This window comes from Colwellia sp. MB3u-41 (assembly GCF_014076845.1).
Lineage (GTDB): Bacteria > Pseudomonadota > Gammaproteobacteria > Enterobacterales > Alteromonadaceae > Colwellia_A.
In genome coordinates this window covers 47,999-64,156 of the sequence record NZ_JACGUT010000003.1, presented here as the reverse complement: position 1 = coordinate 64,156, position 16,158 = coordinate 47,999, and the positions used below count along the sequence as shown (strand labels likewise).

Here is a 16,158-nt window from a genome sequence, read left to right as displayed (position 1 = left end):
GAACCGACTATGTAAAATCAATGTAATGTGAGTGTCCACACAAATTGCATGATAACTAATTGTTAAAGAAAAACTCATTTACTCAAAGTAAAGAGTTAGATATAAAACCCATTCGTTTATACCTTCGGAGCGTTGCTCCATTGCTGCAGGCCTTGCCTGAAGCGAGATGCGCATGATACGCTCCTCAGTTTTGATGTCAACGTTTTATTTAATTTAATTTGAAGTTTCTTATAAAGCTTCAAATTTACTTTTAAAACGTTAAGTTAACGACTTTGCCCTAAAGCGATGTAGATAACTTATCAAAACAGCTCTTTCGTGGTTCGTTTTAACTGAACCCCTTGGAACTGGAGCGCATTCTAGACATTTTTCGCTGGGCGTCAACCCTTTTTTGTCATAACTTTGAAACAATCACTTTTTTGGTTAGTTAACGTACAATCCCCGGTTGCGCTGCAGATTATTTGAGCAGCTAAAGTAAAGTTATCGCAAAAGTGCCTATATGTTCAAACAAGAATTGAGTGTTTTAAGCTATTTTTCTTTCGGATCTTTAAAGTCTTCATCTTTATCATCCCCGACGACATGTTCTAGTTTTAACTTATTAACAGAACGAATAGTAGTGAAAGGTCCGGAGCACGCATAGAAACCAAAGATGATAAGTAGTACGTTCTCTGGGCTAGAAGCAACAATAACGAAGGCTAGTACGATCAATAGCACAACAAAGAAATTCACTTTCCCTTTCCAGTCAACATCTTTAAAGCTGTTATAACGAAAGTTACTTACCATCAACCCCCCTGAAAGCATGGTAATAATACCAACAACAGTGCCGTAGTCTTGGCCGTTTATTTGATATTCTGCGCCAACCCAAACTAAACTCGCAATTACTGCAGCCGCTGCTGGGCTAGCTAACCCTTGAAAAAAGCGTGCATCGGCAATACCCATTTGTGTATTAAAACGCGCTAAGCGAAGTGCTGCACAAGCAACAAAAACAAAAGCGGCTAACCAACCAAATTTCCCATAACTCGATAGTGCCCAGTTATATGCAACAAGCCCAGGTGCTATACCAAAAGATACCATATCAGCCATACTGTCATATTCTGCACCAAAATCACTTTGTGTATTGGTCATTCTTGCAACACGCCCATCTAAGCCATCAAATATCATCGCAATGAATATTGCCACTGATGCACTAACAAAGTGGCCGTTCATTGATGAAACTATGGCATAAAATCCTGAAAAGAGACCTGCTGTGGTTAATAGATTAGGTAGTAAGTAAATACCTTTAGAAGGAGTGCTAGTATTTATTTTTTTATCATTCATTGTTGGTGCGCTTGTTTAAGAAGTTATTTAAAGTTATTTAAAGTTATTTATTTAAATCTAACATAAATTTATATGATGGGTATATTAGAGAGTAATAGAACAATATTCTTTTGCTTATATTTGTATAGTTTCAATTGTGTTGTTATATAAAGTATAAGGGACTTTTCTCTCAAAACTTATGGGTGGCTCAATGAATTTTCGTATTATATCTTTCGGGCTTGTTATTTATGTTAGCTATTGTTCTGCGAGTGAGCTTGTGGTCTATCGCTGGCTTGACAAAAATAATGTCGTACACTTTAGTCAACATCAACCTATTAACGATGAATACACGCAGTTTTTAATTTCAAACCAATCTAAAGTCATTAGCCGTGCCGATGTTATGCCCCTTTTACCTGCCAATAAAAGTGAATTACCTAAGAGTGATAAAGAGAATATTCCATCAACAATAAATACATCTGAAAAATGTAAGGAGGCAAAAGAGAATCTGACCATGTTGTTAGCGTTTAAAAAGTTGCAATATACGGATGAAAATGGTGTTAAACAGATATTAAATGAACAAGAAAAAAATCAGCAATTAGCAATAAACCAAAAGCGCACAGAGGTTTACTGTGCGCCGATAAAAAAAGAAGAGTAACCGCTTATTTTCAATGCCTAAAAACTAACTCTCCATTACTTACGTCTATATTTATTTCACCTTTATTTTTAAAGGATCCAGAAAGTATTTTCTGCGCTAAAGGATTTTCAATTTTCTGTCTGATCACTCTTTTTAAAGGCCTTGCACCAAATAATGGATCAAATCCAGCCAGAGAAATTAGCGCTAACGCTTCCTGTGTTATTGATAACTTAATATCTTGATCCGCTAAACGTTCTTGTAAACTATCAATTTGTATCGCCGCTATCTTTTCTATTTGCTGTGAAATTAAGGGATGGAAAACAACGGTTTCATCAATACGGTTAATGAACTCAGGTTTAAAGTGTAAACTCACCTCTGACATCACCTTTGTTTTCATTTCTTCATATTGACCATCATCTGCAAATGTTTGTATGTGATCGGAGCCAATATTAGAGGTCATAATGATAACCGTATTTTTAAAGTCAACGGTACGTCCTTGGCCATCAGTTAATCGTCCATCATCAAGCACTTGTAATAGAATATTAAAGACATCACTGTGCGCTTTTTCAATTTCATCAAGGAGAATAACTGAATAGGGCTTGCGTCGAACAGCTTCGGTTAAATAGCCACCTTCTTCATATCCTACGTAACCTGGAGGAGCCCCCACTAAGCGAGAAACTGAATGTTTTTCCATAAATTCAGACATATCGACACGAATAAGAGCATCTTCACTGTCAAAAAGATAATGCGCTAAAGCTTTAGTTAATTCTGTTTTCCCAACACCGGTAGGACCTAAGAATAAAAATGAACCAATCGGCTGACTGGGATCTGCAAGCCCAGCTCTTGAACGCCTAATTGCATTTGACACACTAACAACCGCTTCAGTTTGTCCAATAACACGTTGATGTAAATTATCTTCCATTTGTAATAACTTATCACACTCTTCTTCTAACATTTTTGAAACAGGAATACCCGTTGCTCTACTTAACACATCAGCAATTTCAACTTCTGTGACCTTATTTTTTAATAATGTCATTTCTTGCATTTCTGCTTGGCTTGCTAAATCGAGTTGTTTTTCTAATTCGGGTATTTTGCCATATTGTAATTCAGACATTTGGTTAAGATCGCCCACACGTCGCGCAGCCTCTAAATCAAGCCTTGCCTGTTCTAAATCAGATTTTATAGCCTGTGTACCATGTAAAGCAGCCTTTTCTGTTTTCCAAATTTCGTCTAATTCGTCAAAGTTATTTTGGCAAACACTGAGATCTAATGAGATCAACCCTAAACGTTTTTTAGAAGCATCATCTGAGTCTTTTTCTAATGCTCGTTGCTCTAATTTTAGTTGAATGATACGACGTTCTAAGCGATCTAAATCTTCTGGCTTAGAATCTATTTGCATGCGAATACTTGATGCAGCTTCATCGATAAGATCTATCGCTTTATCAGGTAATTGCCTATCACTTATATAGCGATGTGACAAAGTAGCAGCAGCAACAATAGCAGGATCAGTAATATCAACACTATGATGAAGTTCGTAACGTTCTTTTAAACCACGCAATATAGCAATGGTGTCTTCAACACTGGGCTCTTCAATTAATATTTTTTGAAAACGACGCTCTAAAGCCGCATCTTTTTCAATGTACTTTCTATACTCATCTAGTGTTGTGGCACCTACACAATGTAAGTCGCCACGGGCGAGTGCTGGTTTTAACATATTTCCAGCATCCATTGCGCCATCAGATTTTCCTGCGCCAACCATTGTATGCAGCTCATCAATAAACAAAATGACTTGCCCTTCTTCTTTAGCTAGCTCGCTCAATACCGCCTTTAAGCGTTCTTCAAATTCACCACGGTATTTAGCGCCAGCGACTAGTGCCCCCATATCAAGTGACAATACTCGTTTTCCCTTTAAACCTTCAGGGACCTCATGATTAATAATCCGCTGTGCTAAGCCTTCGGCAATGGCGGTTTTACCCACTCCCGGTTGACCAATTAACACAGGATTGTTTTTTGTACGGCGCTGTAAAACTTGAATAGTACGACGAATTTCATCATCTCGGCCAATAACAGGATCAAGCTTTCCTTGCTCTGCGAGTTCAGTTAGATTAATCGTATATTTATCGAGTGCTTGTCGGATATCTTCTGCATTGGGTTCATCAACCTTTTGCCCCCCGCGCACATGCAATATTGCATCTTGTACCCGTTGTTCACTTGCCCCTAATGATTTTAATATTTGCCCCAATTTTCCTTTGTCTTCGATGGCAGCAAGGATAAAAACGTCTGAAGAGATATATTTATCACCCATTTTTTGGGCATATTTATCGCAGAGATTAAGTAAATTCCCCATGGCAGAAGAAAGTTGCACATCACCACCAGATCCTGAAACCTGAGCGAGTTTTTCGATAACCGTTTCTATTTGAGCGCGCAGTGATCTCACATCAATACCCGCACTTTTCAACAATGGAATAATACTACTCGCGTTCTGATTTAATAGTGCGAGCATAATATGCACGGGTTCAATAAATTGATGATCCCGCCCTAATGCTATTGATTGGGCATCAGAAATAGCCACCTGAAATGCTTGGGTTAATCTATCTAAACGCATGGGACTCTCCTACTTAATAAATAAACATATTCTTTTATACCTTATAGATAAGGATAAAATTGAAATATTTCAAGGAAAGAAGTGAAAAGCTTTTGATTTGGAATAAGTTTTACTGACTTTATTATATGTTTACAACTAATTTCGACAAATTATCGAAACCATTCTGCCCGTAATACTATCTCGTCGATAAGAAAAATACTGTTGTTCGTCAGAATAAGTGCAGTGATTTAAGTGATAAACCTTATTAATGCCAAGTGCATTTAATTGAATTTTTGCGATCATCGCTAAGTTTGCTAAGTATTTATTGTTACCTTCAGTTTTTGGTAAAACAGATTGCTCAGCAGGAACAAAAGCCAATGAAAATTTTTCAGATTGACGTTCAAACACTATTTTTACTTCTTCACCTACCTCAAAAACAGATTGACCAATACAAGGACCTAACCAGGCAATAACATTTTCATTCGCCGTTTTCATATTATCAAGAGTATGAGCAATAATATTTTTAGCTAAGGGTTTCCATCCGCCATGAATGGCCGCAATTTCATTACCGTCAATCGATGTTAATAGTATGGGTAAACAATCTGCAGTCATTACGGCTAAAGCAATATTCTTTTGCCGAGTGATTGCTGCATCAGCTACTAAAGGCGTTATTGAATGAGACTCTACAGTAACAACTTTATTACCATGCACTTGTTCAAGCCATTGAATTTTGGTATTCGACGGTAAGTATGCGAGTAACGAAGCTCTATTTTTGTTGACATGCTCTAGATCATCACCAACATGTTTGCCCAAATTAAATTGGTCGTATGCCGAAGAGTGTGAATGATTAAAGGATAACGTTTTTTGTTGAGGAACGAGTCTTGTCGTAGTAAAAGCCAGTACATTTTGTACTGGCCACTCTACATTGTAGAGACTATTATAAATAGTCGTCTGTTGCGTTAAGTTTTGAATCCTCACGCAAAATATTTGTCAAATTCACCATATCGTCTGGAATAGGTGCATGCCAAGTCATTTCTTCACCGGTGATAGGGTGAAACAATGACAACATTGCCGCATGTAATGCTTGGCGTTTAAAACCACGAAGTACATCCCGCAAATCTTCTGTCGCATTCTTAGGTGGACGTGGACGACCACCGTAATTAGGATCACCAATCAATGGGTGAGTAATATGCGCCATATGAACACGAATTTGGTGCGTACGACCTGTTTCAAGACGTAATCTTAAACGTGTGTGTAAACGGAATTTTTCCATTACACGATAATGCGTTACCGATGGACGACCAAAAGGACTAACAGCCATGTGTGTTCTTTTAGTTGAATGACGACCTATGGGTTCATCAACCACACCACCAGCGGTCATTAAACCATTAGCAATCGCTTCATACTCACGCGTTATTTCACGCTCTTGTATAGCATCAACTAAATTTGTTTGCGCAGCAATTGTTTTAGCAATAACCATCAAGCCTGTTGTGTCTTTATCAAGTCTGTGAACGATACCTGCGCGAGGTACAACATTAAGCTGTGGGCAATAATACAATAAAGCATTAAGCACGGTACCGTCAGGATTACCTGCTCCAGGGTGAACAACAAAACCAGCAGGCTTATTAATAACGATAATATCGTCATCTTCATAAACGATATTTAAAGGAAGGTTTTGTGGTTCAAATCGCACATCACCTTCAACTTCAGTTGATATTTTAACAACTTCCCCACCAAACATTTTCTCGCGAGGTATGATTAAAATAGCGCCGTTTAAAGTAACGTGACCTGCTAAGATCCATTCTTTTATGCGAGAACGAGAATATTCAGGGAACATCTCAGCTAATGTTTGGTCGAATCGTTTACCTAAACAAGTTTCAGGAACCGTATCTGTATGTTGAATTATTTCAGCCATTAAAATTTCTATTTAACTCTCTATAAATTTACTATGAATTAGCGCTGTGCAAGGCAAGTATGCTAGGTTAGAATGCCAGTGTTTATTTTACCTCTTTGCTAATTCAATTACATTAAGTAATTTGCAAAGGACGTATATTTATTTAACTAATACCTTTAACTAAAACAAAGTAGTGATACCGAAGTCTATGCAAAAATTGACAATGAAAATGATAATACTAGTGCTTTCATTAGGGCTAGCGGCGTGTTCGTCATCAGATAAAACCGATATTGAAAAGGTACCAGACAAGTCAGCGCAAGCATTATTCACTGATGCTAGAACTGCGCTTGATAGTGGCTTATACCAAAGAGCTATCCAAATTTTATCGGCAATTGACTCACGCTTTCCGTTTGGACCTATTTCTCATCAGGTACAATTAGACTTAATTTACGCCTATTATAAGAGTAGTGACTCAGCTCAAGGCATCGCTTTAGCCGATCGATTCTTACGCTTAAACCCAGATCATGTAAACCTTGATTATGTTTATTACATGCGCGCATTAATCAATATATCGACTGAAGATAATATGTTCCAAGAATTAGCCGGGATTGATCGTTCAGACAGAGATCCAACGGCGGCCCGTGAAGCCTTTAAAGATTTTAAAACAATTATTACTGACTTACCTCAAAGTAAATATGCCGCTGATGCACGCAAACGTATGATAGGTATAAAATCACGGTTAGCTAAATATGAATTGTCCGTCGCCCGTTTTTACATGAAACGTGATGCGTGGGCATCAGCAGCAAATCGTGGTAAATATATTGTTGAATACTTCTCGCCAAGCCAACAAGTAGAACAAGCTTTAGAAATTATGATTGAGTGTTACGACAAGTTAGGTTTAATGGATTTAAAAACTAATGCTAAGCAAGTATTAGTCGCTAATTATCCAAATAATAATTTTTTGACGCGTTAAATTATGCTCAAAATAAAGCCCACTTAGTATAAAGACTAAGTGGGCTTTTTTTATGACTAATTTACCTAAAAAATTTATATAGCTGCTTCGTCTTCTTCGCCTGTACGAATACGAATGACACGTTCAACATCAGTAATAAAAATTTTTCCATCACCAATTTTACCCGTTTGTGCCGTTTCAATAATGGCGTTAACGCAGCGCTCTACTTGCTCAGTGGCAACAACAATTTCTAATTTTACTTTTGGCAAAAAATCTACCATGTACTCAGCACCACGATAGAGTTCGGTATGGCCTTTTTGTCGGCCAAAGCCTTTAACTTCTGAAACTGTCATTCCGGTAACCCCGATTTCACTCAGTGCTTCACGCACGTCATCCATTTTAAAGGGTTTGATAATTGCTTCAATTTTTTTCATTTTTATTGTCCATTACCCGCAAAATATACTTTGAATTGTACACAATTATATGAATTAAACCCAAGCGCTATATTTATTCTACGCCATTTAAATTTTAGATACCCCCTGAAACTCCAAAATGCTAGTTTCCTTTATTTTGAAGTATCACGGGGATACGTTACAATAAGGTTATTTCTCTTATCGAATAAATGGCAAAGGACATTCAATGGATCTGCAATTAATTATAAATGAAATGAAAGTTTTACCACAAATAGATATCGATTTTGAAATAAAGCGCCGTATTGAATTTATAAAAAAGACACTTAAGACGTCAGGATTAAAGAATTTAGTTTTAGGTATTAGTGGTGGCGTTGACTCTTCTACTTGCGGTCGTCTTGCTCAACTTGCCGTTTCAGAGCTCAATGCTGAAGAAAAAGTTTTAAATAAAAATTCAACCATGGTTTATCAATTTATTGCTGTGCGACTACCTTACAGCATTCAAGCCGATGAAGACGATGCTCAACTTGCTTTGAGCTTCATTCAACCGACACATTGCTTAACCACTAATATTGCTGATGCGGCAAATGGTATTCACACTGAAACTATCAACGCACTGAATCAAGCAAATATATTATTAGCCAATGAAGCAAAAATTGATTTTTCAAAAGGTAATGTAAAAGCCCGTAGCAGAATGGTCATGCAATATCATATAGCCGGTATTGTCGGTGCACTTGTTTTAGGTACCGATCATTCAGCAGAAAATATTACTGGATTTTTTACTAAATGGGGTGACGGTGCCTGTGATTTAGCGCCTTTATTTGGCCTATCAAAACGCCAAGTAAGATCATTGGCTGAAAAATTAGGTGCTCCAGGCTTGTTAATCAATAAAGCACCAACAGCTGATTTAGAAGACTTGGAACCGGGTAAAACAGACGAAGATGCTTTAGGGATGAGTTATGATGATTTAGATGACTTTCTTGAAGGAAAGCAGGTAACACCTGAAATACAGACACTTATTATGAATATTTATAAAAAAACACAACATAAGAGGTTAGCTATCCCAACAATCTACAGTTAATTAAATACAAATAGCTTGTAAATTAAAAGTTAACAACCATAATTAGTAGCACATTAATTTAGCCAACGGACGGCTTGCTACTATGTTATACATCACATTAAAAATCGTTGGTTTCACCCTCATTGAAACATTAATCACTCTCGCTATACTGATCTCTATCGCTACAGTAGCACTGCCCAGCTTTGCAGATTTAGTCATCAAAATACGGGTTGATAATGAAATTTCAGCTCTGCATCGGTTGCTCTTATTAACGAGGAATCATGCGGTTAATCAAGAACGTTTTGTTACGGTATGTCCATTAAATAAATCAGGACAGTGCTCTAACCAATGGCATGAAGAGCTAAGTGTATTTTATGATGACAATAAAAATAAAGCCCTTGATCCCTCAAGCGCTGAAGTTGTTATAAAAATAAAGTTAGCGATAAAGTCTGGTGATAAATTGCAATACGCCCAAGGAAGAACAGCATTAATTTATGCTCCTAGCGGCCGGCTTGCGGTTTGGGGGGGAAATGGTACTTTTCGTTACTGCCCAAAAAATCATAGTAACAAGTCACGGGGAATTATTATTTCAGGGGCTGGTCGCTTTTATTTATCTACCGACCAAAATATGGATGGCATAGATGAAAATCGCAGTGGCAGAATAATTCATTGTAACTAATAAATTAAAATAAGTTACACCATCAAAATTCAATGTTCTGTAAATACCAAAAAAATCTAGTTTCTCATATCCAGCTGAGTAACCTAGCGAAATATTAGCTTAAGTGATATAACTTAGTCATATTGAAATATTCTTGACGCTGTTTTGAATATGATGTAATCAATAAGACTGACTAAGTGCTCTCATTGATATAACAGAAGTTAAGGCTGATATTATGAAGAGTTATGATTTGCAATCAAACAACAAACAACATGGTTTTACCCTGGTTGAGCTAATGGTCACCATTGCTATTGCGGCAACCTTAATGGCGATAGCGCTGCCAAATTTCAACAGTTTCATGGTGGAGACACGCGTCGACAATGAAATTTCTCACTTGCAACGTATGTTATTAACAGCGAGAAATACCGCCATAAATGCAGAACAAACGGTTACTCTATGCCCACTCAATGCGAGTAGCCGTTGCGATACTAATTGGCACAAGGAACTCAGCGTCTTTATTGATATTGATGGTGACAAAACGTATGAGCCAGCTAATGATGAAAGGTTAATCACCGTAAAGGCTCAAATAAAGAACAATGATAAACTCCAATACGGCCAAAACAGCATTATATATACACCAACTGGCAGTATATTAGGAGGTGTTAGTGCAACCCCTTTTAGCTATTGTCCACAAGGTTATGCTGAAAAGTCACGCGGAATAACAGTGAGTTCATCTGGACGTTCTTATGTTACCTCTGATACAGATAACGACGATATAGATGAAGACCGCTCAGGTAATGAAATTAATTGTCTTTAGTTTAGCCACAATTAACGCGCGGTATTTTCATCTAATTGTTTTGAAACAGCACTCGTGAAATCATCTTGAGATTTTACACACTCTTTTACCTTATGAATTTGCTGCTTTTTCTTTGAAATCCCTGTTGCCACTTTTTTACCCACTAGCCAATGAGTATATTTTGCAATGCCGTTAGCTTTAATAATGCCAAAGTGAATAATATCTGTCCCGCCCATTAATTCAACATGGCATTTAACCTTGATTTTTGATGCTTGTGCGCCTATTTTTGCCATACTGTCGATACTTATAAAAAGTAAACTAGCTAAAAGTAAGCTTGGCGTGAGATAACGCTTAAATAATAGTTTCATCATATTACTCCCAGCAATTGGTTGATGTTGCAGCTTTCTTACCCGTATCAGTGATAGATAACATTAAACAAGACGAATCATTTGTTGCTTGCGTGCCTCTAGCCGACGCGGTCAATATATAAGTTACCCCTACAACTGAAGCATCTATGCTATAAAACCCAGAATCTGTTATGTAAGGATCAGCAGAAACACCTAACTTTGTCATATCTGTTGTGTACTCTCTGTGGTCAGTAAAATACTGTTCTTGCAAGCTTGCTAATCGAAGTAACTCGCGTTGACCTTCACTACGGTTTGCTCTGGAAATATTGTCAATATAAGACGGATAAGCAACCGAAGCTATGATCCCAACCACCGCGACTGAGATCATGAGTTCAAGTAAGGTAAAACCTTTGACTATTGATATTTTTATCATTACTTCGACTCCGTCACATAAAGGTAGGTTCTTGAGGTTTCTAAGCTAATACCCAACGGAATAATTTTACCTGCCAAAAGCTTTATTGTGGCTATCACCTCTCCTTCTTCAATTGGAGCACAATTTTCAGAGCATGGTACGGTAGGCTCTTGTGGATCTTTAGTAATAATAATTGAAGGTGTATCAGGAATACCAGCAGCAATTTCCCAAGTCCTCCAATCATAAACAGTCGTACCTAACGCTAAATTAACTGCATATAAAATACCAGAACCATCACTTAATTCACAACTATCAGGATCAGAAGATACGGCAGCGGGCGTAAAAGAGGTAAAATATACGACACCATTTATAACAATAGCTGACGCCGTATTTTTCTCACCATTACCCACGAAATCAATAAACCACCCTTTTTTGTTGCCTACTGCTATTTCCAGTGTTTGACGAGCAGCTGCAGTCAACGCCTGACCAAACGGATTATTTGTATAATTATAAAGATCACTCGCTAATATAACTGAAGGAATGGAACGTTGAGGGTGGGTGGGTGAAGAAACGAATGAGGTAGTGATAATATTTGCATCTTTAATCATGAAAAATTTATCGTCAGTGTCACTGGCCGCAGGTGTTGATCGGTCGCCACTTCCAATAAGTATTGCTTCGTAGGGTCTTTCCTGTTTTGTTACCACGGTTGAACTAATACCATTAGCATCAACTGATGTAGTTTCTACCGTGTCTGAAATGTATGTTCTAGCAATTGAAGGTTCGCTAAAAAAGCGGCGATCTGTCGCATGAGTTGTTCCGCCCAACTTAGCTAATTTAAAAGCAGTCCACGGCGATGTTCCACTAAAGGGAGCATTGCCGGGCATATCAACACGCCAAACATTTCCACCCGTATCGCCAAAATAAAGACGGTCTGTTAAGCCATCAGAATCACTGTCTAAGATAGCGAGGCTAGAAGGCACGCTATCAGTTATCTCAGTAAATTGAGTATTAGTCGCACTCGTTGCATCAGGGCTTAACCCCCATTTTAATACACCTGTTTCTGCATCGACCATATAAACAGCACGGCCTAAGGTATCATCTGCACCAACGGTTAAGTTATCTTTAGTTGTGTCATACCCGCCAGCAAAAAAGAGTACAGGTTTTGGTGTACCATTTTCTATGTTAAGCGCTGAAAATCCTATTTTAGGTTGCGACCATGATTGTCCTAAATGGCTAAATCCTGCTGAGCTTGCATCTATGTGCCACAATAACTTAGGAGTATCGGGGTCACTAACATCCATAGCATAATATGAAGAGCCACCACGACGTAAACCAAAAAATATCCACGCTTTATCTCCACTTGCGCTATCAATAGACCCATCACCATTGACGTCCAGTAAGTATGAAACGGCGGGGCTGTCTATGCCGTATGATTTACCTGATGAAGTAAAGTTTTCACGTAAACCTTTTATTTTTGAAAAAAATTCTTTAGGCATAAAAGCCCAGCTTTCATCAACTGTTGCTCCATTATCGTCAAACATATGTAAAACGCCCGCATTGGTACCAACAATAATTCGGATATCCTGGCTTGTACTGACACCTCCATAGTTAACAACTAAAGGTTTAGAGTGTAATGGATCACCAAAAACATCACTTCGAATATCAGTGATTAAACCATCGTTATTAGCATCATCAACATCAATTCCCTTCGCCCAGTTAAGCATACTGTCAATTTCATTAACCGCGACATCCAATTTAACAGCCAGTGTGGCAGCATCTCCGTATGATGTTTCAGCATTGGTTTGGGTCAAGGGCACTAAAGTATCATTCAAACCAAGGTCACTGATGATAAAACGACCTGATTTAGTGCGTAACATTTCAGCCACCCCGCCCTTTTTAACATCATTGCCATCGGGTGTTGTCTCAGTTGTCCAGAAAGTTTTAGCGTCTTTTGAAATATTACCATTATCATCAATCGCTGCAACACCAACTCTATCGACCTGCTTACCATTAGTCACTTTTAATTTTTTCAAATTTCCTTGCCATCTTGCACCATGATCGGGAACAAACATTGCGTAATAAACAGAATCTAAGGTTTCGGTGCGGTCAAAATTATTTGAGGCAACTGAAGGTGCAGTAAAACTGGTGTTCACTTCTAAAATATTGGTTAATGCCGCCTGTAGTGAGGCGAGTAAGGCACTAGGATCTCTAGCCGGGTAATATTGCCCTCCTCCTAACCTTGCAGCCTCTCGCAATAACTCACCCGCATCATCAATAGCATCTTGACCAAAACCGATAGTGAAAAGTGTTGCTGATTGCACATCGGGTAATGTGCTGTGTAGATCATGAGTATGCATCCAACCGGCAAGCGCAGCTAAATAATTGTCCGTGCCATTGACATCAAAAGGTAATCCAATGTCAGGTAAACCTTTAATATAACTGTCAGCGGCAAGATCTCGAGTTGGCTCCCCATCAGTAATAATGATCACATAAACTTCATTAGTACACGAATTATAGGGAGATTTATAGACCCCTCCATCTTCAATTGTTATATCTCTTGGCGGCGTATTGCCTCGATAATTACGTCCAGCATTTGAATCATTATCACCAAAGTCTACTGACTTACCACTAAAGTATCGCGAGGCTTCATAAAGAGATTCGCATAACGGTGTATTTGTTTCAGCATCAATATCTAAATCAATAATATTTACTAATTCAGCGCGAGCTGCTGCGGTCATTTCTTGGATACCAAAAACAATTCTGCCACCGTCACGGACATATTCACCGGAGTGATTATAATTAAAAACTTGTAAGCCAAAATCAACAGAAGGTGCTGATTCAATTAAATCAGTCACCGTATCTTGTGCTATTTCTAAACGGGTACGATTGACCTGGTCGAGTGACTCACTATTTGCCCAACGCAAATAGTTGTCGGTATAAAGCGTAACAACCTCACCCGACCAAATAACATTTGAATTATTGGCGCTTGGCGTATAATAAATAGGGCTTTGTGTCGAACCCTCACCATCGATAGGAAAGCCGTCAGGTAAATCAATGACGGTACCGCCATTTTTTTCTATACCTGCATTATCTTCTGGGTTTGCAGGCACTAAATTAACATCATCTTCACAGTCAATTACATCAATATTAGTACCATTGTTATCAGGAATTTCTTGCCAGCTACCTGAGTTTCCTTGAAAGGCATATTCACGAATGTGTCCTGTATAAAAGCCAACAGATGCTAAACGTTCACGGGCAGTTGCACAGCTATTTATTGCATCAAGAAAACGACGGCTTTCACTTGGACTGTCGGGGGTAATTGAAGAAGCGCCATCAATACCACCTTTGGTGAAATAAATATATTTATAAGATAACGAGTTTAACCCTCCAACTGCAGGGTAAACTGTATCAGGATCATAAGGTTCATCGACTGATTCTAGACTATTCATGCTGCCAGAGTTATCAAAAATAATCAGTACTTGTGGTTTATTGCCAGTACGTTGTGCTGCATCACCAATATAAAGTTCAATATCTTCACTATAAGCAGTAAGTGATGTGCATATCAATAAGCCAAGTAATAATAACTTTTTCATCATCAGTTCCCCACATTAAGTAGTTGTTGCGATACACCTGAATTAACTTCAATAGTGCTTTTATTGGTGCGACCATACAGTCGAGTAACCTGCACTTTAAGTACATTACACTTAAACACTTGTACAGAAGAAGCCGCTCGAGAGTGGGGGCAATCGGCTTCAATCTTATACGGGTTAGCCAGCGTTATTTCTGCGCTGGTATTAATTGCACTACTCACTGTTGGTGAAAGTGGAAATCTTGCAATTTCAGAAGCAAAAGCATTGGTTCCGCTTATTTGTGTTACTTCTTTATAAATAACTTCATCAATGGCGCTTACCGCTTCTTGGGTAGCCACCACTTTTTCTTCACTTGCTCCTGACATTTTCATATCGATGGTGGTATTTTGCATCAATGCAGCAGCAACTGCAGTTAAAGCAATCAAAAAAACCAGTGAAACAATCAGTACGACACCACTTTGCTTAGGGTACTGCTGATTTAAATTTCGGTGATAGAGTGCATGATTTTGTTTTATTAACCTTATGGCCATGAGTCGACCCTCGCATTGTAAAGTGTAATGGTAGAACTAAATAATAAACGTCGATAGTTATCACCTTTACCATCCCCATCAATAAAATCAATATTGAGGTCACCAAGCTGATAACTATTTAAATTTTCGTAATCTCGATCCGGTAAAATATTTCGTGCTAAGACAAAAATCTTAACCGCGAGTATTCGAACATCACTTTCATTATCCCAGTGACTATTGGCCATGTTATCAGCTGAAATAAAAGCATTCACTACGCCATTATTAGTCGTATCGACACCATACATAAAACGAATATATTCGATACCTTCGACCACCATATCAAGGTTCATCACTAACGCTTTATTTTGTAATCGACCTTGCACTAAAACGGGTACGTTATTAGTACCTTGACTGTCTTCACGGATATAATAAATATGCTGTTGATATTCCCAAATTTGACCAAAGTTTACACTGGGTACTGCAGTCCCACCAGCAAATATACCTGCGGCATTTGAATTTGAAATAATATAATAATCATCACTAGAGATATCGGCTAAGGCTATAGTCGATGAAACCGCTCGTTTGAGCTGCAACACATCTGAGCCTATTTTTGCATTGGTAATGCAGCCCATTAAAGTGGCATTGTTGACTGTTTTGCCCCACAACGTTCTAAAATGACCAATGGCCGCAGGAAAACTAGCATTATTTACGCCTTCACCAATACAATCACCCGCAACCGTCATTGGTAAAGGTGAACTTACCAAGCCACTTACATCAAGTGATCCCGATAAATCTCCCCAAAAACCTTGCCGTAATAGGTCATCACTGAGTAAACTAATCGCATATCTGCCATTTTCTTGTAACTCCCCATAACTGGTGGTCTCAACAGTCGTCGTTTTCATACCAACAAAAATACTTAATATACCTAACAGCAACATTAAACCTACCGCAAGCGATATAAATATTTCGATTAAACTAAAACCTCGTTGAGCATTAAACATCATTTTCTCTTGTCTAAA

The 16,158-nt window shown here is 38.2% G+C and carries 15 protein-coding genes; 5 read left to right on the top strand and 10 right to left on the bottom strand.

Annotation, left to right across the window (positions count from 1 at the left end):
• Positions 1-525: 525 nt before the first annotated feature.
• Positions 526-1,314 (bottom strand): CDP-diacylglycerol--serine O-phosphatidyltransferase, encoded by a 789-nt coding sequence (gene pssA / locus H4J73_RS00290; protein WP_182181599.1) that lies wholly within the window; start codon positions 1,312-1,314, stop codon positions 526-528.
• Positions 1,315-1,504: 190 nt separating this feature from the next.
• Here pssA and H4J73_RS00285 point away from each other — a divergent pair, with 190 nt between their 5' ends.
• Positions 1,505-1,948 (top strand): DUF4124 domain-containing protein, encoded by a 444-nt coding sequence (locus H4J73_RS00285; RefSeq protein WP_182181600.1) that lies wholly within the window; start codon positions 1,505-1,507, stop codon positions 1,946-1,948.
• 10 nt (positions 1,949-1,958) lie between these two features.
• On the opposite strand, the gene clpB is transcribed toward H4J73_RS00285, so the two are convergent.
• The 3 genes from clpB to rluD all read right to left on the bottom strand — a co-directional run bounded on the left by clpB (position 1,959) and on the right by rluD (position 6,426).
• Entirely contained in the window at positions 1,959-4,532 is a 2,574-nt protein-coding gene (gene clpB, locus H4J73_RS00280) for an ATP-dependent chaperone ClpB (protein ID WP_182181601.1), read from the bottom strand.
• 135 nt (positions 4,533-4,667) lie between these two features.
• On the bottom strand, positions 4,668-5,489 hold the full coding sequence (gene pgeF, locus H4J73_RS00275; protein ID WP_182181602.1) for a peptidoglycan editing factor PgeF: 822 nt from the start codon (positions 5,487-5,489) through the stop codon (positions 4,668-4,670).
• Positions 5,449-6,426: a 23S rRNA pseudouridine(1911/1915/1917) synthase RluD gene (rluD, locus tag H4J73_RS00270; RefSeq protein ID WP_182181603.1), complete on the bottom strand. Its 978-nt coding sequence runs from the start codon at positions 6,424-6,426 to the stop codon at positions 5,449-5,451. Before rluD ends, pgeF begins: the two co-directional genes overlap by 41 nt.
• Before the next feature lie 187 nt (positions 6,427-6,613).
• Between rluD and H4J73_RS00265 the strand changes: the two genes are divergently transcribed.
• Positions 6,614-7,378 (top strand): outer membrane protein assembly factor BamD, encoded by a 765-nt coding sequence (locus H4J73_RS00265; RefSeq protein ID WP_182181604.1) that lies wholly within the window; start codon positions 6,614-6,616, stop codon positions 7,376-7,378.
• Positions 7,379-7,452: 74 nt separating this feature from the next.
• On the opposite strand, the gene glnB is transcribed toward H4J73_RS00265, so the two are convergent.
• Complete coding sequence (glnB, locus tag H4J73_RS00260) at positions 7,453-7,791, bottom strand: nitrogen regulatory protein P-II (RefSeq protein ID WP_182181605.1); 339 nt, start codon at positions 7,789-7,791, stop codon at positions 7,453-7,455.
• 205 nt (positions 7,792-7,996) lie between these two features.
• Here glnB and nadE point away from each other — a divergent pair, with 205 nt between their 5' ends.
• The 3 genes from nadE to H4J73_RS00245 all read left to right on the top strand — a co-directional run bounded on the left by nadE (position 7,997) and on the right by H4J73_RS00245 (position 10,302).
• Positions 7,997-8,848, top strand: a complete 852-nt coding sequence (gene nadE, locus H4J73_RS00255; protein ID WP_182181606.1) for an ammonia-dependent NAD(+) synthetase — start codon at positions 7,997-7,999, stop codon at positions 8,846-8,848.
• 82 nt (positions 8,849-8,930) lie between these two features.
• Positions 8,931-9,506, top strand: coding sequence for a GspH/FimT family pseudopilin (locus H4J73_RS00250; RefSeq protein WP_182181607.1), 576 nt, complete (start codon positions 8,931-8,933; stop codon positions 9,504-9,506).
• Positions 9,507-9,720: 214 nt separating this feature from the next.
• Positions 9,721-10,302, top strand: coding sequence for a GspH/FimT family pseudopilin (locus H4J73_RS00245; RefSeq protein ID WP_182181608.1), 582 nt, complete (start codon positions 9,721-9,723; stop codon positions 10,300-10,302).
• 11 nt (positions 10,303-10,313) lie between these two features.
• Here the strand turns inward: H4J73_RS00245 and H4J73_RS00240 are convergent, their stop codons facing one another.
• Genes H4J73_RS00240 through H4J73_RS00220 form a run of 5 tightly spaced genes read right to left on the bottom strand, consistent with a single transcriptional unit; the run spans position 10,314 to position 16,143 of the window.
• Complete coding sequence (locus tag H4J73_RS00240) at positions 10,314-10,652, bottom strand: TapY2 family type IVa secretion system protein (RefSeq protein WP_182181609.1); 339 nt, start codon at positions 10,650-10,652, stop codon at positions 10,314-10,316.
• A gap of 1 nt (position 10,653) precedes the next feature.
• Positions 10,654-11,061 carry a type IV pilin protein gene (locus tag H4J73_RS00235; protein WP_182181610.1) on the bottom strand — a complete coding sequence of 136 codons (408 nt, stop codon included), beginning with the start codon at positions 11,059-11,061 and terminating at the stop codon, positions 10,654-10,656.
• Complete coding sequence (locus H4J73_RS00230) at positions 11,061-14,633, bottom strand: pilus assembly protein (protein WP_182188798.1); 3,573 nt, start codon at positions 14,631-14,633, stop codon at positions 11,061-11,063. Before H4J73_RS00230 ends, H4J73_RS00235 begins: the two co-directional genes overlap by 1 nt.
• Positions 14,634-14,635: 2 nt before the next feature.
• Positions 14,636-15,160, bottom strand: coding sequence for a PilX N-terminal domain-containing pilus assembly protein (locus H4J73_RS00225; protein WP_182181612.1), 525 nt, complete (start codon positions 15,158-15,160; stop codon positions 14,636-14,638).
• Positions 15,151-16,143, bottom strand: a complete 993-nt coding sequence (locus tag H4J73_RS00220; protein ID WP_259367918.1) for a PilW family protein — start codon at positions 16,141-16,143, stop codon at positions 15,151-15,153. The genes H4J73_RS00225 and H4J73_RS00220 overlap by 10 nt, the downstream gene beginning before the upstream one ends.
• Positions 16,144-16,158 lie beyond the last annotated feature (15 nt).

Bases quoted from the DNA above. Each gene is read 5' to 3' on its own strand.
- pssA (WP_182181599.1), bottom strand. From the start codon at position 1,314: ATGAATGATAAAAAAATAAATACTAGCACTCCTTCTAAAGGTATTTAC.
- H4J73_RS00285 (WP_182181600.1), top strand. From the start codon at position 1,505: ATGAATTTTCGTATTATATCTTTCGGGCTTGTTATTTATGTTAGCTAT.
- clpB (WP_182181601.1), bottom strand. From the start codon at position 4,532: ATGCGTTTAGATAGATTAACCCAAGCATTTCAGGTGGCTATTTCTGAT.
- rluD (WP_182181603.1), bottom strand. From the start codon at position 6,426: ATGGCTGAAATAATTCAACATACAGATACGGTTCCTGAAACTTGTTTA.
- H4J73_RS00265 (WP_182181604.1), top strand. From the start codon at position 6,614: ATGCAAAAATTGACAATGAAAATGATAATACTAGTGCTTTCATTAGGG.
- glnB (WP_182181605.1), bottom strand. From the start codon at position 7,791: ATGAAAAAAATTGAAGCAATTATCAAACCCTTTAAAATGGATGACGTG.
- nadE (WP_182181606.1), top strand. From the start codon at position 7,997: ATGGATCTGCAATTAATTATAAATGAAATGAAAGTTTTACCACAAATA.
- H4J73_RS00250 (WP_182181607.1), top strand. From the start codon at position 8,931: ATGTTATACATCACATTAAAAATCGTTGGTTTCACCCTCATTGAAACA.
- H4J73_RS00245 (WP_182181608.1), top strand. From the start codon at position 9,721: ATGAAGAGTTATGATTTGCAATCAAACAACAAACAACATGGTTTTACC.
- H4J73_RS00240 (WP_182181609.1), bottom strand. From the start codon at position 10,652: ATGATGAAACTATTATTTAAGCGTTATCTCACGCCAAGCTTACTTTTA.
- H4J73_RS00235 (WP_182181610.1), bottom strand. From the start codon at position 11,061: ATGATAAAAATATCAATAGTCAAAGGTTTTACCTTACTTGAACTCATG.
- H4J73_RS00230 (WP_182188798.1), bottom strand. From the start codon at position 14,633: ATGAAAAAGTTATTATTACTTGGCTTATTGATATGCACATCACTTACT.
- H4J73_RS00225 (WP_182181612.1), bottom strand. From the start codon at position 15,160: ATGGCCATAAGGTTAATAAAACAAAATCATGCACTCTATCACCGAAAT.
- H4J73_RS00220 (WP_259367918.1), bottom strand. From the start codon at position 16,143: ATGATGTTTAATGCTCAACGAGGTTTTAGTTTAATCGAAATATTTATA.